Source organism: Streptomyces sp. JJ66, assembly GCF_019303495.1.
Classification (GTDB): Bacteria; Actinomycetota; Actinomycetes; order Streptomycetales; family Streptomycetaceae; genus Streptomyces.
The window spans coordinates 269,524-289,228 of record NZ_JAEVFI010000002.1; the positions used below are offsets into that span (position 1 = coordinate 269,524).

Genomic DNA, 19,705 nt, shown 5'->3' on the forward strand with positions numbered 1-19,705 from the left:
GAGCTCACCGCTCCTGGCCGGACCGCCACCACGCGTAGGTGGCCGCGATGCCGTCCCGCAGGGGAATACGGGGCTGCCAGCCCAGGGAGGTCAGACGGGAGACGTCCAGCAGCTTGCGGGGCGTCCCGTCCGGCTTGCCGGTGTCCCAGGCGATGCGGCCGGTGAAACCCGTCACCTCGGCCACGGTTTCCGCGAGCTCCCGGATGGTCAGGTCGCTTCCGCAGCCGACGTTGACCGGCTCGTCGCCGTCGTAGCGGCTCAGCAGGGCCACGCACGCGTCCGCGAGGTCGTCCACGTGCAGGAACTCCCGGCGCGGGGTGCCCGAGCCCCACAGCGTCACCTCCTCGCGCCCCTCCTGGGTGGCTTCGTGGAAGCGGCGGATCAGGGCGGGCAGGACGTGCGAGGTCTCCAGGTCGAAATTGTCACCGGGGCCGTAGAGGTTGGTCGGCATGGCCGAGATGTAGGCGGCCCCGTACTGCCGGCGGTAGGACTGCACCTGGCAGATGCCCGCGATCTTCGCCAGCGCGTACGGCTCGTTGGTGGCTTCCAGCGGGCCGGTCAGCAGGGCGTCCTCCCGGATGGGCTGTGGCGCGTGCTTGGGGTAGATGCACGAGGAGCCCAGGAACAGCAGCCGCCCCACCCCGGCCGCGTGCGCGCCCGCGATGACGCTGAGCTGGATGCGCAGGTTCTCTTCCAGGAACGGGACCGGCTGGGAGCTGTTGGCGAGGATGCCGCCCACCTTGGCGGCGGCCAGGACCACCGCGTCCGGCCGCACGTCGGCGAGGAACGCGGCGGTGGCCTCGGCGTCCCGCAGGTCGAGCTCGGCGCGGTTTCGGGTGATCACCTCGTGACCGTCGGCCGCCAGGCGCCGCGCCACCGCGGAGCCGACCAGCCCCCGGTGACCCGCGACGAATATCCGGGAGCTGCTTGGCAGGTACGGCGAGGACGGAGCGGGGGACGGCGTAGCCGTGGGCGAATCGGTCATGACCCGGATCATGCCAGCAAGGAGTGGGGGCTCCGCGACCCTCCCCCGGTTTTGCCGCGACCCTCACCCGGTTCCCTCCCCACCGCGCGACCCGCACGGGTCGTGACCATCCCACTCCAAACGCAACACCCCCATACGCAACACCGCGCGACAACGCGGTGGACGCGGCCGAGATCCGGCGCGTCCGCACAGAGAGGCCACGCATGAGCAAGACCGCACTGATCACGGGAGTCACCGGGCAGGACGGCTCGTACCTGTCCGAGCTGCTGCTGTCCAAGGGCTACACGGTGCACGGCCTGGTGCGGCGGTCCTCCTCGTTCAACACCGAGCGGATCGATCACATCTACCAGGGGCCGCAGGAATCCGGGCGCTCCTACGTGCTGCACCACGCCGACCTCTCCGACGGGGTGGCGCTGGTGAACCTGCTGCGGGACATACAGCCGGACGAGGTGTACAACCTGGGCGCCCAGTCCCATGTCCGGGTGTCCTTCGACGCCCCGCTCTACACCGGTGACGTCACCGGGCTCGGGGCGCTGCGGCTGCTGGAAGCGGTGCGGGCCTCCGGTATCGACACCCGGATCTACCAGGCGTCGTCCTCGGAGATGTTCGGCTCCACCCCGCCGCCGCAGAACGAGCAGACCCCCTTCCACCCGCGCAGCCCCTACGGCGCCGCCAAGGTGTTCGCCTACTGGGCGACGGTCAACTACCGCGAGGCGTACGACATGTACGCCGTCAACGGCATCCTGTTCAACCACGAGTCGCCGCGCCGTGGTGAGACCTTCGTCACGCGCAAGATCACCCGCGCGGTGGCCCGGATCAAGGCGGGTCTGCAAAGCGAGCTGTACCTCGGCAACCTGGATGCGGTGCGGGACTGGGGGTACGCCCCGGAGTACGTGGACGCGATGTGGCGCATGCTCCAGCAGGACGAGCCGACGGACTACGTGGTGGCCACCGGCGTCGAGGCCAGCGTCCGGCAGTTCCTGGAGGCGGCGTTCGGGCACGCCGGTCTGGACTGGCGCGAGTACGTCCGGCACGACGCCAAGTACGAGCGCCCCAGCGAGGTGGACGCCCTGATCGGCGATGCCAGCAAGGCCCGCGACCGGCTCGGCTGGAAGCCCGAGGTGCTGGTCGAGGACCTGGCCCGGATCATGGTGGACGCCGACATCCGCCAGGTGGAGGACGCCCTGGCGGGGGCCTCGGTGCGCATCGACCGCTGAGCCACGCCAGTGCCGCGTGACTGACGCGGCACTGGCCCGCGCCCGGGGCATACCGGGCGCGGGCCAACCCCGGCGAGGGTGCCGCGCCTGGCCGGGACCGCACCACACTGGCTGAAACCGATCGGTAGCGCACAGCACCGTTACCCGGCCAAGTGCCGCCCCGGGGCTGCTGTTTGCACAAAGTTACTCAAGGAACTTGGCCAAAAACCTCTCCGCAGCGGTATCCTGCGGCTCATCCACTCTCCTTCGGGCGCTCCCTGACCGGCAGGGCCAGCTTCTGCTGTGCGCGCGCCCACTGCATCAAGACGCTCTGTCTTGGGGGCCATTTTGAAGAGATCCAGAGGACTGCGCGTTGTCCTCGCCCTGTCACTCGCCGCTGGCGTGGGAGCCCTGGCGCTCCCCAAGGCCACCGCGATCACCGACCCGGTGGCGTTCACCGCGGACGATCTGCCGACCTGGCAGACCAATGGCATCGTCTGGGCCACGGCCCATGCGAACGGCGTGGTCTTCGCCGGCGGCACCTTCTCCACCGCGCGTCCGCCGGAGGGTGAGTCCGGCAGCTCACGCCAGGCGCTGAACTTCGTCGCGCTGGACGCCGCCAGCGGTGCGCCCACCGACTGCGAGCTGTCCTTCACCGTGAGCTCCGGCACCGCCACCGTGCGGGCGCTGGCCGTCTCCCCGGACCAGCGCACCCTCTACGCGGGCGGCTACTTCGGCAGGGTGAACGACCAGCCGGTCTCCAGCCTCGCGGCCATCGACATCGACAGCTGCACCCCCAAGAGCGGCTTCAACGCGGCCTTCCCCGCCACCGTGCGGGCGCTGGCCGTCACCGAGGACACCGTCTACGCGGGCGGGGACTTCGGCCAGGTCAACGGCCAGACCCGCGAGCGCTTCGCCGCCGTCAACGCCGAGGACGGCTCGCTGCTGCCCTTCCGGTCCGACGCCGACGAGCCCGGCCGGGCGGTGGAGATCACCCCGGACGGCAAGAACGTCCTGCTGGGCGGTGACTTCTTCGAGGTCAACGGGGCCGACTCGCACGCCCTGGCGGTCGTGGACGCCGAGAGCGGGGACCTCACCAAGAAGTACCCCCTCGGCTTCATCGAGGACGTCTCGGTCGTCAAGGACATCGACGTCGATGACACCGGCTTCTACACCGCCAACGAGGGCTGGGGCGGCTTCGACGGCCGCATCGCCCTGGACCTGTCCGACTTCAACCAGCGCTGGCGCGACACCTGCCTGGGCGCCACGCAGGCCGTCAAGTCGCACAAGGGCGTGCTCTACAGCGCCTCCCACGCCCACGACTGCGGCAGCGTGGGCGAGTTCCCCGACGGCAAGCGCTACCACTTCCTCGCCCAGCCCACGACCGAGGTCGGCAAGCTCGGCTGGGTGCCGGACACCAACGACGGCATCGGCGAGCGCATCGGCCCGCGCACGCTGACCGTCGCCGAGAAGGACGGCGTGGAGTACCTGTGGTCCGGCGGCGAGTTCACCACCGTCAACGGCTCCCCCGCCCAGGGCCTGACCCGCTTCGCCTCCACCGGTGACACCGGCCGCCCGACCACTCCGGTGGCCAGCGCCGAGAGCATCGAGCCCGGCGAGATCCAGGTGCGCTGGCGCACCAGCTTCGACCTGGACGACCACCGCCTGACCTACCGCGTCTACCGGGACGGCGCTTCCACCCCGGTGGGCACCGTGGACGCCGAGTCCCTGCCCTGGGAGCGTCCGCAGGCGTCCTTCACCGACACCGGTCTGACCCCGGGCAGCACGCACTCCTACCGGGTGACCGCGACCGACGGCGCGGGCAACGTGAGCGCCCACTCCGCCACCGTCACCGCCACCACGGCCGTCTCCCAGGACCCCTACGCCTCGGCGGTCGTCGCCGACGGTGCCGAGCTGTACTGGCGCTATGACGACACCGTGCGGCCCTACGTGGCCGACACCTCGGCCGGGGACACCAGCGGGCTGCAGACCGGTGACCCGACCCAGCAGGTGACACCGGGCGCGCTGGCCAGCAGCAGCAAGGCGTTCAGCTTCGACGGCAGCGACGACATGGTCTACAGCGACCGCCGCACCCGGGTGGGCGACTCCTACACCCTGGAGACGTGGTTCAAGACCACCAGCCGTTCCGGCGGCAAGCTCATCGGCCTGGGGAACAACACCACCGAGCTCAGCTACCGCTACGACAAGCACCTGTACATGGACCGTTCCGGCCGGGTCATCCTCGGTGCCTACGACGGCGACACGCGTACCGTCCAGAGCGGCCGTGGCTACAACGACGGCCAGTGGCACCACGTCGTGGGCACCCAGGGACCGGGTGGCATGACGCTGTACGTGGACGGCGAACGGGTCGCCCGGAACGGCTACTCCGAGCACCACGACTTCGCCGGTTACTGGCACGTGGGCGGCGACAACCTGCAGGGCTGGAGCACCAGCTGGTGGTGGCCGCTGAGCAACCGGTTCGCCGGCCAGATCGACGAGACGGCGGTCTACCCCTCGGTGCTCAGCGCCAGCCAGGTGGCCAACCACTACGAGCTGGCCTCCCACCCCGGGGACACCGTCACCGTGGTGGAGACCGATGAGGACACCTACGTCAACGAGGCCGCCTCCGGCGCCAACTACGGCTCCAAGACCTCGGTGGCGGTGCGCGGCTCCTCCGGTTACGAGACCTACCTGCGCTTCACCCTGCCCACGGCTCCCGAGGGAACCGAGCTGACCGGGGCGGCCCTGGCCGTGAAGACCAACTCCGCCTCCTACGCCGGTTCCGGTGACCAGGTGCGCGTGGTGCCGGTGACCGGTGACTGGTCGGGCAGTGAGGTCACCTACGCGACCAAGCCCGAGCTGGCACAGGACCCGGTGGGTGAGCTCACCCCGCCCACCGGACCGAACACCAAGGCGTCGGTGCAGCTGGACAAGGCCGCCCTCAGCGCCGCCCTGGGCGGGGAGTACAGCCTGGCCCTGACGGGCGAGGGAACGGACTCGCTGTGGCTGTGGTCCTCCGAGGCATCGGCCTCCGAGGGCACGCCCAAGCTGATCCTCACCTTCTCGCCCAAGTAACCCTCCCCACCCGGTCACCCGCCCGGCCCGGCCGCGTCTCACCCAGGCGCGGCCGGGCCGGGCTCGACCACACAAGCCCCACCACGGCCGCGCGGCGGGCGGTGCCCCGCACCGCCCGCCGCGCGGCCTGACAAGCAGGAGTACATCCATGCGTACCCACCTTCGCCGCCCCGGCGCGGCAGCCCTGCTGCTGGCAGCGGTCCTCACGGTGTCCGGCTGCTCCTCCGGCCAGGACGAGGACACGAGCGCGAAGGCCAGCCCTGCGGCCTCCGAGTCCGGGCTGTCGGCAGCCGAGCGCGTCGAGCAGGAACTGGACGAGGACAGCGAGCAGGAGGGCGAGAAGGACACCGAGGACGCCAAGGACGCCGCCGGGGAGAGCCCCGCCCCCTCGGCGAAGCCGGAGGCTCCCGAGTCCGTCCGGCCGGACGCCGAGCTCACCCCGGCCACCGGCTCGTTCACCAAGGACGAGAAGGAGTACCTGAGCGGCCGGGTGCCCGAGTCGGTCGAGCCCGCGGCCGTGCTGGACCTGGGCAAGGAGACCTGCCAGCGGATCGAGCGCACCGCCAAACGGGATCAGGACGCGGTCGTCTCCGCTCTCATCCGGGGCGAGCTCACCGATCCGGAGGAGGCCGTCACCCACCTGTGCCCGGAGCAGAAGCCCGTGCTGGAGGCCGCGAAGGGCGGCTACCCCGACGGCACCCACAAGGACCCGACGGCCGGTACGTACCGGACGCTGGACGCGGGCTCCGGGTGCACCTGGTCGGTGACCGGGGCGGACGGCAAGGCGCTGGCCGTAGGCCCCGAGGGAGGGGCCAAGGAGGGCCAGGAGCACAAGGTGACGATTCCGGGCGGGGCCGCCTCGTTCACCTCGGCGGACTGCGGCGCCTGGGCGCGGGGCTGACCGGCGGGCTTTCTCGCTGGACTCTCCGTGCCATCCGCTGAGCCCCCGGGCTGGACCGACGCTGCTGGTTCATCACCAACAGCGTCGCAGCCGCCCGGGGCCTCAGCGGTTCACGCCCGGGGGCGGGGACGCCCCACCGCGTCGGTGTAGACCTCCAGCAGGCTGGCTGCCACCGCGTCCATGGAGAAGGCGTCGGCGGCCAGCCGGTGGGCGGCCACCGACGCCGCTGCCGCCTCCTGGGGCTCCAGCAGCTCCCGTACGGCACCGGGCAGCTCCGCCGCGTCCGCGACGACCCGGCCCGCACCGGCCTCCCGCACGGCGGAGGCCAGACCGTTCGACTCGGTCACCACCGCCGGGGTCCCCACGGACAGCGCCTCCAGCACGGACATGGGGAAGGGTTCGTCCACCGAGGGCAGGACGTAGACGTGCGCCCGCCGCAGCTCGGCCAGCACCTCGGCCTGGCTCAGTGCCCCGGGGCAGGTGAACCGGTCCCGCAGTCCAAGCTGGTCGATCAGCTCCCGCACCGCCGGCAGCTCCCCCTCGTCGGGGCCCGCGATGACGAACCGCGCGCCGGGGTGGTGCCGCAGGATCTCCGGCGCCGCCGCCACGAAGTCCCGGGGCCGTTTACGGGCCTGCAACCGGGCCGCGTAGAGGATGACCGGCGGTCCCTGCGGGGGCGTGCGCGCGGGCTGCCCCGGCACCCCGTTCACCAGCCGCACGGCGTGGTCCAGCGGGGTGCCCAGCACGGCGTCCAGCCCCCGGCGCTCGTGCGACGTCAGGTAGAGCACGGCCGACGCGTCCCGCAGCACCCGCCGTACGGCCAGCGAGTCCAGCACCCGGGCCAGGACCTTGTCACTCGGGTCCACCATGCCGTGGGTCTGCAGCACCAGCGGGACCCCGGCGCGCAGCGCGGCCAGCGCCACCGGCAGCGTCACCAGGTCGCGGGCGAGGTGGACGTGCACGACGTCCGCCCCGCGCACCAGGCGGCCCGCCGAGGCCAGCAGCGCGGGCGAGGTGATGCCGCTGAAGCCGAGCGGCAGCAGCCTGCGGGCCGGGTAGAGCCGCGCCGGGACGCCTTCGACCTCGGTGGGCGGCGTCGCGCCGAAACCCTCGGCCAGGGCCAGCAGGCGGGGGGCGTGGCCGCGTTCGCGCAGGGCGTGCGAGAGGTTGAGGGCGACGCGGACCGGGCCGCCGAAGGCTCCGGTGGGCGCGTGCAGGGTCACCGCGTGCAGCACGCGCAGTCCGGGGGTACTCACGTGGGCTCTCCGACCGGACGGCGCTCGCCGTCCACCGTGTGCAGGGTCAGTTCGGGCAGGTCTCGGTGCAGTACGGCGCCAGCCCCCACCACCGCGTGCCGCCCCACCCGGGTCCCGGCCAGCACCGTGGCGCGGGTGGCGATCCACGCCCCGTCCTCGACCGTGACCGGGCCGTTGCGGTAGCGGAAGTCGGCGGCCCGGTGGTCGTGGCTGCCGGTGCACAGCAGCGCCTCCTGGGAGACGCACACGTGGGAGCCGAGGGTGACCGGCTCCAGGTTCAGCAGCCACGCCCCCTCGCCGATCCACGTCCGGTCGCCGATCGTCAGCTTCCACGGCCACAGCACGCGCACCCGGTGGCGTATCAGCACGTCCTCGCCCACGGTGGCACCGAAGGCGCGCAGGAGTGCCACGCGCAGCCGGTTCGGGCACCACCAGGCCATGAAGACCAGGTTGAGCACGGCGAACCACAGCGCTTGCGTGAGCTTGCCGCGCCCCTTGTCGTATCCGGCTAGCGTGAACGCCGAAAGGTCGCGCATGGCGCCTGTGCCCCCTTGTGTCCGCTGGTGGGTCCGCTCGTCCGCGGGCGCGTGCCACCCGCCGGCGTCTCCGGTCGGACCTCTCCGACGGGAGGGCACGTCACCGTGGGCGGTACGACAGCGCGGGCGCGCCAAGATTACCGTCAGCTGAGATTACCGGTGGCTGAGCGTACCGGTGATCGCCGCCCCGGCGCACGCCCCTCCCCCGCGAGGATCCGGCGTCCGCTCCCGGCGACCCGCGCCGACCCGGCGCGCGGTCCCGGCGCCGCGTCGGCGCTCGTTAGACTGCGCGGCATACCGTCACCCGGTCGGGGGACGCCTGAGGAGGGAGTGGACGCAGTGCCGGTCGGGAACACGCCTCCCGCGCCCCCGCGCACCACCGCACCCGGCGGCCCCCACGGCCCCCATGCCGACCCCCCGCTGCCGCCGCCGCTGGCGCCGCGCACGCTCCTGTCCCGGGCGCTCGCGGTGCCCCTGGTCCTGGGGCTGGCGTGCTTCCTGCCGCTGGTGGTCATCTCCAACTCCGGCACCGGCCCGCGCGACGCCGCGTTCTGGCTCCAGCTCGTCCTGACCGTCTACTGCGGGGTGCGGCTGTCCGCGATGGTGCTCACCGCCCGCCGCAAGCTGCTCCAGGCGTCGTTCTGGATGTTCTGCTACATGGCGATGGGGGTCGCGCCCCTCGCCCAGGCGGTACTCGGCCGGGCACCGACCCCCATCGTCGGACCCCGTGAGCACCTCCTCCAGGCCATCGCCCTGGTGCTCCTGGGCTGCTGCGCCTTCGACGTGGGCGCGCTGCTGGCCCGGTACCGGCCGCTGTGGCGGGTCCAGCTGCTGACCGCGGGCAGGCGCCCGGACGACGGCAGCCGCGACGCCCGGCCCCTGCTGATCCACCGCAGGCGGCTGCAACTGCTCACCGCGCTCGCCTTCGTCGCCGCGAGCCTGCTCATCATGCAGCTCGGCGGCCTCAGCATCTTCTTCAGCAGCCGCCAGGAGATCATCGCCGGGATCGAGGACGCGGGGATCTCCGGTGACGGCTCGCAGGCGGGCCAGGCCCTGCTGCGGGGCTTTGGCACCGTGCTGCCGCTGATCGCGCTGCTCGCCTACACCCGCTGGCTGGTCACCTCCCGGCACGCCCGCCACACCTGGTCAGTGGTCTGGACCTTCGGCGCGCTCGTCGTCCTCAACCTCATCGTCAACAACCCCATCTCGAACCCGCGCTACTGGTTCCTGACCGTGATGTTCGCCCTGCTGTTCGCCGCGTTCCCGGTGAGCGCGGCGATGTACCGGGCGTCCCTGTCGCTGGGCGTCGTCGTGGCGCTGCTGATCTTCCCCTTCGCCGACCGGTTCCGCTACGACGAGGGCCAGGCCCAGCCGTACGAGACGACGTCGTTCCTGGAGCCGCTCGCGCTCAAGGACTACGACCAGGTCGGCATGTTCGCCAACACGATCACCTACGTGGAGGCCGGACACGGCCACTCCTACGGCTACCAGCTGGCCGGTTCACTGCTGTTCGCGGTGCCGCGCTCGGCCTGGGAGACCAAGCCCACCGACACCGGCGTGATGGTCGGTGAGTGGATGGGCGCGGTCAACACCAACCGGTCCTCGCCCATCTGGGCGGAGCTGTGGATCGACTTCGGCCCGGTCGGCATGACCGCGGGCCTGGCGGGCCTCGGGTACGCCGCCGCGCGGGTGGACCGGCGCGTCGCCCGCCGGGCCGTGCGCCGGTCTCCCCCCGGCAGCGTGCTGCTGATCGCGGCGCCGCTGATCGCGGGCTACTCCTTCATCCTCATCCGTGGCCCGCTGCTCCAGGCCACCGGCCGGGTGGTGATCGCCGCGCTGTGTATCGCGCTGATCGCCACCTACCGGCAGGACCACAGCGCCCGCATGCGCTGACCGCTCAGCTGGGCACCGGCCGGCCGGTGTGCTCCGCTTCCGTCCGCTCCTGGCGCCGGGCCCGGCCCACCCGCCGCCAGGCGGCGGCCGCCTTGAGCCCCGAGCCCGCCGCCAGGCCCCACGCGGCGCCCAGGACGCCCGCCCACTGGAACCCCGCGTACATCAGGGTCACGGACAGCAGCGAGAAGACCACCTGGACGGGCAGGGTCTCGCGCGGGCTGAGCACGCGCAGCGTCAGCAGGGCGCTCACGCCGAAGCCCATCAGGGTGTACTGCGCGGCGGAGGCGGGCAGCAGGCTGGCCACGGCGGGCCAGGTGTCCCCGAGCACCTGCCGCCCCCAGTCCTCGGGCAGCAGCCACCACGCCGTGCCCCACAGCGCCCCGGTCGCCGCCAGTACGCCGCCCAGCAAGAGCGTCGCCCGGACGACGGACCGGCTGCCGCCCAGCCGGGCCAGCAGCGGCGGGCCGAACCCGTTCGCGGCCCCGAACAGCACGTTCAGCGGACCGAAGAGGGCGGAGGCACCGCGCAGCGCCCCCACCGCGAGCGGACTGCCCACCACGCCCAGGCCCAGCACCGCCAGCTGGCCAGCGCCGTTGCCGACGGCGAACTCCACGGCGAACCGCTGCCCGAGGTGACCCCGGCGCAGATAGGGCCGCAGGGACGTCGCGGCCCCGGCCAGCGGGCGGTGCAGCAGCGCGGCGGCCACCACCGCGCTCGGCAGCGCCGCGAGGCCCCAGGCCAGCACCAGCCGCGCCGGTGAGGCGCCGTCGGGCTGCCAGGTCAGCGCCGCCACGGTGGCCACCAGCCGCACGCTGTCCGCCGCCAGCGCGTGGTCGGGGCGGCCCAGCAGCGAGAAGCAGTAGCGTGCCGCGTCCTGGAGCAGCACGAGGGGCAGGACGGCGCCGAGCGCCGCGAGCGCGGGCCCGGGCACCGGGATCGCCGTGCCGAGGAGGGCGAACCCGGCCCCGGTGACCAGGGCCGCCACCACGGTGAAGGCGAGCGCGGAACGGCAGGCCGTCCGCACGCGGGCGGCGTCCCCGCGGACCAGCACCAGCGCCTGGCCGACGTAGGCCATGAACAGCCCCAGGGTCACGGTGAACACCAGGTAGACCATGGAGAACCGGGCGAAGCCCGTGGCGGTGGACAGCCGCGCGGCGAGGATGAGCACGAGGATGTTGGTCAGCCCGGCCGCGCCCTGGTCGAGTACCGAGGCCAGGGCCGCCGTCCGCCCCCGCAGCCGGGTACCTCCGCCGCTGTCGGCACCCGGCGCACCGCTACTCCCGGCGCCCGGCGCACCGCCGCCTGCCGCCGCGCTGCCGGCGCCCGCCGGGTCCTCGGCGCCCCCCGCGCTGTCGGCCCCCGCGCCCCCGGCGCCCCCCGCGCTCACGAACGGTCGCGGGGCCGGACGGCCCGCAGGGCGATGGTGGACAGGCCGTCGCCGAGATCCGGTTCCTCGTCCTCCGGCGGGTGGTACCCCGCCGTTTCCGCTGGCGCGGGCCGGGCAGGCTGCGCGGCGGAGCCGCGCGGCGCCCCCCGGACGCCCTTCGGCCGCTGCCCGCTCGCCCCGCGCTGCCCACGGTGCATCACGGTGCCCAGGACGGTTCCGCCCGCGCCCGTGATGAGTTCACGCAGCCGCACCAGCTGGGACCGGTGCACGCCGCGCGGGTCGCACACCACGAGCACGCCGTCCACCCGGTCCACCAGGGCGAGCGCGTCGGCGTAGGCGAAGACCGGCGGGGTCAGGACGATGACGGTCACCTGGGGGTCGTCCGCCTCGGCGACCAGGCGGGAGGTCTCCGCCGAGGTCAGCGCGCGGGCCACGTTGCGGACCCGGCGGCCGGGGACGAGCTCGAAGCCGCCGGAGACGCCCGCGTCCACGGCCAGCCGCCGCTGTCCGGGCCACCCGTCGTCGTCCTCCTCCCGGCGCCCCCAGGACGTGCGGTTGAGCTCACGGGCGCGCAGCTGCTTCTCCAGCGCGGGACGGCGCAGCTCCGCCTCGACGATCAGCACCCGCTTGCCCGTCTCGGCGAACGACGCGGCCAGGTTGACGGCCACGGCGGCGGCCGTGCGGCTCGACCCCCGGGGCGCGGCCACCAGCAGCCGCCGCCGGTCGGCGAAGCGGTGGTCGTAGGCGAGCCGGTAGGCGATCGAGCGGTACTCCTCGGCGAGCGGGGAGTCCTCCCGGTCCTCGGTCAGCAGGGGTTCGCTGTCCCGGGTGAGGGGCAGCGAACCCAGGACCGGAGCGCGCAGCGCCCGCGCCACATCGCCTTCCGACCGGGCCGCCGGGTCGAACACCAGCCGCACCCAGGCCATCAGCAGGCCCAGTGCGATACCGACGGCGCCACCGAGGCTCAGGGACAGCGCCCACCCGGGACCTTCCGAGGACGCCGGAGGCGTCGCCACCTTGATCACCTTTCCGGCGGACATGTCGAGCGCTTCCAGCTTGCTGATCCGGTTGCTGAGCTCGGTGATGCGGTTGAGCAGGTTGGCCTTGACGGCGTACTCGGCCTCGGCACCGGTACCGCTGGTGCCGTCCAGTTGCGCGGCCAGCCGGTCGTGTTCCTTGGCGATCGGGTCCAGCTGGGACCTCAGCCCCTCGATCATGGTGTCGCGGGTCTCTTCGGTCTGCTCCTGCCGGTCGGCGAGGAACGCCTCGACGAAGGCGTTCGCCCGGTCCGCCGCGACCTTGGGATTGTCGTCGGTATAGCTGAAACGCAGCACCAGGGACTGGGGCGGGTTGGTCACCTGAAGCCCCTGAAGGAGCTGCGAGGTGCTTCCCGGGAAACTCAGCGCCTCCCCGGCCCGGTCAGCGGTTCGCTTGCTCTCGGCCGCCTGCCGCTCGGTGTTCATGTCCACGGTCTTCTCGACCGCGATGCTGGGGTTGAAGGGGTCCTCGGTGGGAGCCCGCAGCACTACTTCGCTGCTGGCCACATAGGTGTCCGCCGTGCTGAAGCCGAGCCAGGCCCCGCCGAGCAGGCCGAGCACGATCCCGGCCGCCACCAGCCGGGGGTAGCGCAGCAGCTGCCGGAACTGGTCCCGCAGCAGGTCCGGCTCGTCCTCCACCGTCGCGGAGGCCGACGGCCCCGCCTTGGCCTGGACGTGATGGCCCTGGCTCACTGGCCCATCCCCCTCGCTCCTGCCCGGCTCATGGCGAGCGCTTCGTCCACCAGCGCGTCGTAGCGGGCCAGACCCGCCTCCCGGCTCAGGTGCGCGGCGACGTGCGCGGGCCCGGCGGCGCCCAGCTTCCGGGCCGCCTCCGGATCGGCGGCCAGCTCCCGTACCGCCCGCAGCAGCGCGCCGGGGTCCTCCGGCTCGACCAGCACCCCGGCGCCCGAACGCCGTACCTCCTCGGCGGTGCCGCCGCTTGCGGCCACCGAGGCGAGCACCGGACGCCCGGCGGCGAAGTACGAGGTCAGCTTGGACGGGACGCTCATGTCGAGCACCGAGGCCCGCTGGGTCACGGTCAGCACGTCCGCCGCCGCGAGCACCTCGGGGAAGTCGCCGTCAGCGGCCGGAGGCAGGAATTCCAGGTTGGGCACGCCCTGGGCGAGCCGGGCCAGCGTCTCGCGCTGGTTGCCGTCCCCCATCAGCACCACCCGCACGTCCGGGCCGAGGCGGGCGGCCTCCACCAGCACCTCAAGCCCCTGCTTGAGCCCCATGTTCCCCGAGTGCAGCACGACGGTGTCGGCTGGCGCCCAGCCCAGGCGGCGCCGGGTCTCCTCGCGCGGCTGTACCGGGGCCGCCACGTGCGACCAGTTCGGCAGGACGCGGATCTTCTCCCGGGGCGCCCCCAGGGCGCTCACGCGCGGGACGAACGTCTCGTGGATGACGCCCACGAGCGCGGCGTGGCGCAGGATGTACCCCTCGACGCGGGCTGCGAGCGCTGCTGCCCGGTCCCCGCCCGCGACGCCGCTCTGCTCGGCGGCTGCCCCCATCAGGTCCTGGAAGACGGGGATGTACGGCACGCCCCAGCGCGCCGCGAGGCGGGCTCCGGCCACCCCGCCGGCCAGGCTCGGTATCTGGGCGAGAACGGCGTCCGGCCGCCCGATGCGCGGGGGCGCGGTGAGCTGGTGGGCCAGGCCCGAGCCCTCGAACAGCGCCCGCCGGGCCGCCGTCTGCCGACGGGGCACGGTGTGCCGCCTGCGGTGCACCGTCACACCCGCCCGGGCCTCGGTGTGCCGCCACTTCCCCCGGTACGCCGGGTCCACCGACCAGGCGGGGTAGTGCGGCATCCCGGCCAGCACATGGGTCTCGTGGCCGCTGGCCGCCCAGTGCTCGGCGACCTGGGTGGCGTACGGGCCGATGCCGGTGTGCTCCGGCGCGTAGTTGGTGGACACCAGCAGCAGCCGCAGCCCGCCCCGTCCGCTCCCGGCCGGGTCGGCCCCTCCGCCTATCGGCATCCTGTGTCCCTGTCCCTCGACGAGCTTCTCAGCTCGCGTACTCTAAACGTTCACATGTTCATCTACGTAGTGTGCACGGTAAAACCGGGGCCAACGGTTCCGGGACTGCCGGCCTGAGGGGAGCAGGAGCCGCATGGCGGACAGCGGACCGTACCGGGTGGGATACGCGCCCGGCGCCTACGACCTCTTCCACATAGGTCACCTGAACATTCTCCGGCACGCCCGGCAGCAGTGTGACTACCTGGTGGCCGGTGTGGTGTCGGACGAGATGGCCGAGCGCGCCAAGGGGCGGCGCCCGATGATCCCGCTGGTCGAACGGCTGGAAATCGTCCGCAGCGTCAAGTACGTGGACGCCGCCTTCGTCGAGACCGTCCCCAGCAAGCTCGAAACCTGGCGCCAGGTCCGCTTCGACGTCCTGTTCAAGGGCGACGACTGGCGCGGCACCCCCAAGGGTGACCAGCTGGAGCGCGACTTCGCCACCGTGGGCGTGGACGTCGTCTACTTCCCCTACACCGTGCACACCTCCAGCACCCACCTGCGCCGCGCCCTGGACGCCCTGGTGCAGCCACCGGCTCCCGCCACGGAGTCGTCCGCGCCGCACAGCTAGCGCCGCGTCAGCCAAGGTTCGCCCCGTCGCGACGCCCGGCACGGCGCCTCGCGGCGTTGCCGAATCGNGTCGATCCGGCGCCTTGCGATGCACCGCACCGGACGCCGCTCCTTGACGGGCAAACCCTGACTGACGCGGCACTAGCCGGGGCGGCGGGGTGTGACACCGTGACGGCCGGTGCGGCACCCCGCTGATGGTCCGGTGCGCCGGGTCACCCGCGTCCGGCTTCCCCGCGCCTTGGGTCACCGCTTCTCCAGGGACAGGCCCGCGTCGTCCACCAGCTGGATGCCCGCCGCGTCCAGCGCCTGCTTGATGCGCCAGCGCAGTTCGCGGGAGGCGGGCGGGGCGGCGCCGGGCATGGTGCGGACGGAGACGCGCACGGTCATCGACTCCATCGTGACCGTGTCCAGCCCCAGCACCTCCACCGGCCCCCACAGCTTCTCGTCCCACGGGGCGGATGCGGCCAGCTCCCGGCCCGCGTCGGTGATGACGCCGCGCACCCGCTCCAGGTCCTCGTTCGCGCGGACCTGGACGTCCACGGTCGCCGTCGCCCACCCCTGGCTCAGGTTGCCGACCCGTTTGATCTCGCCGTTGCGCACGTACCAGATCTCGCCGTCGTCACCGCGCAGCTTCGTCACCCGCAGGCCGATCTCCAGCACCGTGCCGACGGCCTCACCGCAGTCCACGCGGTCGCCGACGCCGTACTGGTCCTCCAGCAGGATGAACATCCCGGTCAGCACGTCCATCACCACGTTGCGCGCGCCGAAGCCGATCGCGACGCCCGCGACACCGGCGCTGGCCAGCAGCGGCCCGAGGTTGATGCTGAGGACGGACAGCACGGTCAGCGCCGCGGTGCCCAGGATGAGGAACGAGGCGACGGAGCGCAGCACCGAGCCGATCGCCTCGGAGCGCTGCCGCCGCCGCTCGGCGTTGATCAGCAAAGACCCGAAGCCGCCACCGGGCGCGGCCCCCTCCTCGGTGTTGCGGTTCATCCGGGTGACAAGCCGGGTGATGGTGCGCCGGACCACCGCCCGCAGCACGAGCGCGATGAGCACGATGAGGACGATGCGCAGGCCCGCCCCGAGCCAGGTCTCCCAGTTGCTCTGCACCCAGCCCGCCGCCTCGTCCGCGTGCCGCTCCACATCGTCCACGGCATCCGCGGCGTCCCCGGCGGTTATCGCGTTCCTGTCACGCATGGCATACAACATGATCACGACCTCCACGGCGCCCACCTAAGCACGCCGCTCCCGGAAGAATCCGGCGTTGCGCCATCACCGCGCACGGGTGCTCGCTCCCAGCAGGGCCGCACCCGGGCGCGGTGTGGGGAAGAACACGCCCCGCGCGTTACGTGATCGTGGTGGCGCGGCGGGGCAGGCCCGGGTGACACTGAGGGAGATCGTCCCGGCACGAGCCACGTGCCGCAGGCGTACAAGGAGGCACCGTGCCGCATGTCCTGGTCCTCAACGCGTCGTACGAGCCGCTCGGTGTCGTACCGCTCCGCCGCGCGCTCATCCTCGTCCTCAACGGCAAGGCCGACAGCCTGGAGGACTCCGGCGCCCTGATGCACAGCGCGACCCGCGTCATCCCCGCACCCAGCGTGGTACGCCTCAAGCGTTTCGTCCGCGTGCCCTACCGGGGTCCGGTGCCGCTGACCCGGCGCGCGCTGTTCGCCCGGGACGGCGGCCGCTGCGCCTACTGCGGGCAGACGGCGACGAGCGTGGACCACGTGATCCCGCGCAGCCGTGGCGGGCAGCACGTGTGGGACAACGTCGTCGCCGCCTGCCGCCGCTGCAACCACGTCAAGGCGGACCGGCACATCGCGGAGCTGGGCTGGCGGCTGCGGCACCAGCCCGCGCCGCCCAGCGGGCTGGCGTGGCGCATCATCGGCACGGGCCATAGGGACCCGCGCTGGCTGCCCTACCTGCAGCCGTACGGCGCGGACGACGCCCTGGCCCGGATCGACGGCAGAACCCCTGCCTGATCCGGGTCTTTGTCTGCGGAGCCGTGGCACGGGCGGCCGGTCTGGGGCGCGGAGCAGGCGGCCAAAGGCGTGCGGAGCCGCCGCCCCACGGCCCACGCCGGGCCGCCGCTACCGGCCGCCACCGCGACTTTGTGGGGACCCACCGGTGTCACCAGCGCTCTCCAGGGGACATACTGCTGGCCGTAACGGGGGAGACGTGATGAGTGACCGAGGGGGAGGGCCCGTACCGTGACGCAGCCGCCCGGGCCGACGGCGCCCGTGATGCCGTCGGCTCCGCCCGCCGCGCCCGGCCCGCTCCCGCCGGTGCCATCCGCCCTGGCCGACCCGGCTGCCGGGCCCGCTCCGGACGGCCCGGCGCGCCGGGGCGAGCGCGGGCTGTGGGCGGAGGCGGCGGCGCGCACCCGGGCCGCCGCAATGACGGAACCGGGGCGGCTGCGCGTCATCGGCGCCGTCCTCGTCGTCCTCGTGCTGGCCTGCGGCGCGGTGACGGTCTGGCAGGTGACGGCCCGGGCGGACGCGGCGGACGCCGTGCTCCACAGCAGTCAGCGGCTCAGCGCGGACGCGGCGGAGATCCACCGGTCGCTGGCCGACGCCAACACCACGGCCGCCAGCGGGTTCCTGGCGGGTGGCGAGGAACCCCGCGCGGCCGGCGAGCGGTATGACGAGAACATCGGCACCGCGGCGGAGTTGATCACCCGGGCCGCGGCGAGCGGCGAGGGCTCGCCGGCGGCGCGCAGCCAGCTCAGCGTGCTGGGCCGGGGTCTGCCCCGCTACACCGGGCTGGTGGAGGCGGCGCGGGCCAACAACCGCCAGGGCCTGCCCATCGGCGGCGCCTACCTGCGTTACGCGGACCAGCAGATGCGCACCGAGCTGCTGCCCGCCGCGCGCACCCTGTACGAGACGGAGACGGCCCGCTACGCACGCGACCACGAGGACGCCACCGCATGGCCCTGGGGCGCGCTGCTGCTCGGCGCGGCGGCGCTGGGCACGCTCGGCTGGGCCCAGCGCCGCCACTTCCTGCGCACCAACCGGGTGTTCAATCGCGGGCTGGTCGCCGCGACCGGGGCGACGGTGGCGCTGCTGGTGTGGCTGGCCGTCGCGCACGGGGTGGCCGCTGCCCAGCTGAACGACGCCGACGAGAGCGGCGCGCGCTCACAGCACGTGCTGAACGAGGCCCTGGTGGCGGCGCTGGAGGCACGGGGCGACGAGGGCATGACGCTCGTCGCGCGCGGCGGCGGTGCCCAGTACGAGGAGACGTACCAGGCGAGCATGGCCGCCCTCGCGGGCTCCGGCACCGGGGAGGACGGCCTGCTGGGGGACGCGCTGGCACGGGCGGACGACGCCGAGGGGCGCGAACCGGTGTCCACGGCCCGCGACCAGGTCGCCCGGTGGCGGGAACGTCACGCCGAAGCACGGGAGTTGGACAACACCGGCGAGTACGGTGACGCGGTGGCCAAGGTGATCGGCCCGAGCGACAGCACGGGTGAGGCGTTCGACGCGGTGGATACGGCGTTGCGGGACGCCCTCGCGCACGAGCGGCGGGAGTTCACCGACGCCGCCCGGGCGGGACGCGGCGCGCTCACCGGGCTCGCCGTGGGCGCCGGGATACTGGGCCTGGCGGGAGCCGCGGGGGTGGTGGCCGGGATGGGCCGCAGGCTGTCGGAGTACCGGTGAGCGGGGAGGGCTGGACGATGCGCGGCAGGCGAGCGGGAACGGACGCCGAAGACGCACCGGCACGCGGGGCGCGCCACGGGCTGCGCGCGACGCTGGCAGCGGGCGCGCTGGCGCTCGCCGCCCTCGAAGCGGCGGTGCTCGCCACCCCCGGGACCGGCGCCAGCGCTCGGACCACCAGCGCGCAGACGGCCGACAGCGCACCGGCCCACGGGACCGCACCGGCAGCCGGACCACCCGGTCGGGCCGCCCCGGCCCAGGCGCCGGGGGACCGCCCGCCCGCCGCGCCCGGCGCACCCGGCGCCCCCGAGCGGTGTGCCGACGGCAGCCCGGTGGCGGCGAGCCTGCGCCCCTCGGACGCCTCCGGTGCGGCCGTGCGGCGCGTTAAGGAGCGCGGGAAGCTCATCGTCGGCGTCGACCAGAACAGCTATCTGTGGGGCTACCGCGACCCGCACACCGGCGCCATCGACGGGTTCGACATCGACCTGGTGAAGGCGATCGCGCGCGACCTGCTGGGCGAGGACCCGGCCATCGTCTACCGCACGATCCCCACCGATCAGCGGGTCCCGGCGCTGCGCGAGCGCCGGGTGGACATGGTGGTGCGCACGATGACGGTCACCTGCGACCGGCGTGCGGACGTGGCGTTCTCCACCGCCTACTTCGAGGCCGGACAGCAGGTGCTGGCGCCGCGCGCGTCCAAGATCACCGGTTACGACGCCTCGCTGGAGGGCCGCACGGTGTGCACCGCTCGCGGCTCGACGGGCCAGAGCGCGCTGGAGGCTGACGCGCACGGCGCCGAGGTGCTGCTCGTGCCGAATCAGCTGGACTGTCTGGTGCGTCTCCAGCTCGGTGAGGTGGACGCGGTCGTCACCGACAACGCGCTGGCGGCGGGGCAGGCCGCGCAGGACCCGACGGTCGGGCTGGTCGGCGAGGCGTTCACCACCGAGTCCTACGGGGTGGCGATGAACCTGGCCGACGAGGACCTGGTCCGGCGCGTCAACGCGGTGCTGAACGACTTCCGTTCGGGTGACTCGGATGGCTCGGATGACTCAGGTGACTCGGATGGCGAGGACAGCGCGTGGCGGGCGTCCTACGACCGCTGGCTGGCCGACGTCATGCCGGACCGGAAGCCGAACCCACCAGCGCCGGTGTACCGGGACTGAGCGCGGGCGGAGGCGGACCACGGCGACACGGAGCCGGGCAG

General features: G+C 73.4%; 15 protein-coding genes. 8 read left to right on the forward strand and 7 right to left on the reverse strand.

All coding sequences use genetic code 11. The features are described from left to right. Positions 1-4: 4 nt before the first annotated feature. On the reverse strand, positions 5-985 hold the full coding sequence (locus JJV70_RS03200; protein ID WP_219046097.1) for a GDP-L-fucose synthase: 981 nt from the start codon (positions 983-985) through the stop codon (positions 5-7). 203 nt (positions 986-1,188) lie between these two features. Between JJV70_RS03200 and gmd the strand changes: the two genes are divergently transcribed. The 3 genes from gmd (at position 1,189) to JJV70_RS03215 (ending at position 6,157) form a co-directional block, all read left to right on the forward strand. Then, positions 1,189-2,202 carry a GDP-mannose 4,6-dehydratase gene (gmd, locus tag JJV70_RS03205; RefSeq protein ID WP_219046099.1) on the forward strand — a complete coding sequence of 338 codons (1,014 nt, stop codon included), beginning with the start codon at positions 1,189-1,191 and terminating at the stop codon, positions 2,200-2,202. A 327-nt stretch (positions 2,203-2,529) separates the two neighbouring features. Further along, positions 2,530-5,256 (forward strand): DNRLRE domain-containing protein, encoded by a 2,727-nt coding sequence (locus JJV70_RS03210; RefSeq protein ID WP_219046101.1) that lies wholly within the window; start codon positions 2,530-2,532, stop codon positions 5,254-5,256. Positions 5,257-5,404: 148 nt separating this feature from the next. Beyond that, complete coding sequence (locus tag JJV70_RS03215) at positions 5,405-6,157, forward strand: hypothetical protein (protein ID WP_219046103.1); 753 nt, start codon at positions 5,405-5,407, stop codon at positions 6,155-6,157. Positions 6,158-6,267: 110 nt separating this feature from the next. Here JJV70_RS03215 and JJV70_RS03220 read toward each other — a convergent pair whose 3' ends face one another. After that, positions 6,268-7,398 carry a glycosyltransferase gene (locus JJV70_RS03220; RefSeq protein ID WP_219046181.1) on the reverse strand — a complete coding sequence of 377 codons (1,131 nt, stop codon included), beginning with the start codon at positions 7,396-7,398 and terminating at the stop codon, positions 6,268-6,270. Positions 7,399-7,409: 11 nt separating this feature from the next. Continuing rightward, positions 7,410-7,949 carry a WcaF family extracellular polysaccharide biosynthesis acetyltransferase gene (locus tag JJV70_RS03225; protein WP_219046105.1) on the reverse strand — a complete coding sequence of 180 codons (540 nt, stop codon included), beginning with the start codon at positions 7,947-7,949 and terminating at the stop codon, positions 7,410-7,412. 339 nt (positions 7,950-8,288) lie between these two features. Between JJV70_RS03225 and JJV70_RS03230 the strand changes: the two genes are divergently transcribed. Further along, complete coding sequence (locus tag JJV70_RS03230; protein ID WP_374227240.1) at positions 8,289-9,842, forward strand: hypothetical protein; 1,554 nt, start codon at positions 8,289-8,291, stop codon at positions 9,840-9,842. Between the two features lie 4 nt (positions 9,843-9,846). On the opposite strand, the gene JJV70_RS03235 is transcribed toward JJV70_RS03230, so the two are convergent. The 3 genes from JJV70_RS03235 to JJV70_RS03245 all read right to left on the reverse strand — a co-directional run bounded on the left by JJV70_RS03235 (position 9,847) and on the right by JJV70_RS03245 (position 14,242). After that, the gene (locus tag JJV70_RS03235; protein ID WP_219046183.1) at positions 9,847-11,079 is read right to left on the reverse strand and encodes a hypothetical protein; all 1,233 of its coding nucleotides are present in this window, start codon (positions 11,077-11,079) and stop codon (positions 9,847-9,849) included. Between the two features lie 146 nt (positions 11,080-11,225). Next, positions 11,226-12,959: a lipopolysaccharide biosynthesis protein gene (locus JJV70_RS03240; protein WP_308294655.1), complete on the reverse strand. Its 1,734-nt coding sequence runs from the start codon at positions 12,957-12,959 to the stop codon at positions 11,226-11,228. Further along, positions 12,956-14,242: a glycosyltransferase family 4 protein gene (locus JJV70_RS03245; protein WP_219046107.1), complete on the reverse strand. Its 1,287-nt coding sequence runs from the start codon at positions 14,240-14,242 to the stop codon at positions 12,956-12,958. Before JJV70_RS03245 ends, JJV70_RS03240 begins: the two co-directional genes overlap by 4 nt. A 133-nt stretch (positions 14,243-14,375) precedes the next feature. Here JJV70_RS03245 and JJV70_RS03250 point away from each other — a divergent pair, with 133 nt between their 5' ends. Continuing rightward, positions 14,376-14,849 carry an adenylyltransferase/cytidyltransferase family protein gene (locus JJV70_RS03250; RefSeq protein WP_219046109.1) on the forward strand — a complete coding sequence of 158 codons (474 nt, stop codon included), beginning with the start codon at positions 14,376-14,378 and terminating at the stop codon, positions 14,847-14,849. A gap of 242 nt (positions 14,850-15,091) precedes the next feature. Here JJV70_RS03250 and JJV70_RS03255 read toward each other — a convergent pair whose 3' ends face one another. After that, on the reverse strand, positions 15,092-16,045 hold the full coding sequence (locus tag JJV70_RS03255; RefSeq protein WP_219046111.1) for a mechanosensitive ion channel family protein: 954 nt from the start codon (positions 16,043-16,045) through the stop codon (positions 15,092-15,094). Between the two features lie 245 nt (positions 16,046-16,290). Between JJV70_RS03255 and JJV70_RS03260 the strand changes: the two genes are divergently transcribed. The 3 genes from JJV70_RS03260 (at position 16,291) to JJV70_RS03270 (ending at position 19,664) form a co-directional block, all read left to right on the forward strand. Further along, positions 16,291-16,830, forward strand: a complete 540-nt coding sequence (locus tag JJV70_RS03260) for an HNH endonuclease (RefSeq protein ID WP_219046112.1) — start codon at positions 16,291-16,293, stop codon at positions 16,828-16,830. A gap of 228 nt (positions 16,831-17,058) precedes the next feature. Beyond that, the gene (locus JJV70_RS03265) at positions 17,059-18,504 is read left to right on the forward strand and encodes a hypothetical protein (RefSeq protein ID WP_308294656.1); all 1,446 of its coding nucleotides are present in this window, start codon (positions 17,059-17,061) and stop codon (positions 18,502-18,504) included. Beyond that, positions 18,501-19,664: a glutamate ABC transporter substrate-binding protein gene (locus JJV70_RS03270; RefSeq protein WP_308294657.1), complete on the forward strand. Its 1,164-nt coding sequence runs from the start codon at positions 18,501-18,503 to the stop codon at positions 19,662-19,664. The genes JJV70_RS03265 and JJV70_RS03270 overlap by 4 nt, the downstream gene beginning before the upstream one ends. Positions 19,665-19,705: the final 41 nt, after the last annotated feature.

Bases quoted from the DNA above. Each gene is read 5' to 3' on its own strand.
- JJV70_RS03200 (WP_219046097.1), bottom strand. From the start codon at position 985: ATGACCGATTCGCCCACGGCTACGCCGTCCCCCGCTCCGTCCTCGCCG.
- gmd (WP_219046099.1), top strand. From the start codon at position 1,189: ATGAGCAAGACCGCACTGATCACGGGAGTCACCGGGCAGGACGGCTCG.
- JJV70_RS03215 (WP_219046103.1), top strand. From the start codon at position 5,405: ATGCGTACCCACCTTCGCCGCCCCGGCGCGGCAGCCCTGCTGCTGGCA.
- JJV70_RS03225 (WP_219046105.1), bottom strand. From the start codon at position 7,949: ATGCGCGACCTTTCGGCGTTCACGCTAGCCGGATACGACAAGGGGCGC.
- JJV70_RS03245 (WP_219046107.1), bottom strand. From the start codon at position 14,242: ATGCCGATAGGCGGAGGGGCCGACCCGGCCGGGAGCGGACGGGGCGGG.
- JJV70_RS03250 (WP_219046109.1), top strand. From the start codon at position 14,376: ATGGCGGACAGCGGACCGTACCGGGTGGGATACGCGCCCGGCGCCTAC.
- JJV70_RS03255 (WP_219046111.1), bottom strand. From the start codon at position 16,045: ATGCGTGACAGGAACGCGATAACCGCCGGGGACGCCGCGGATGCCGTG.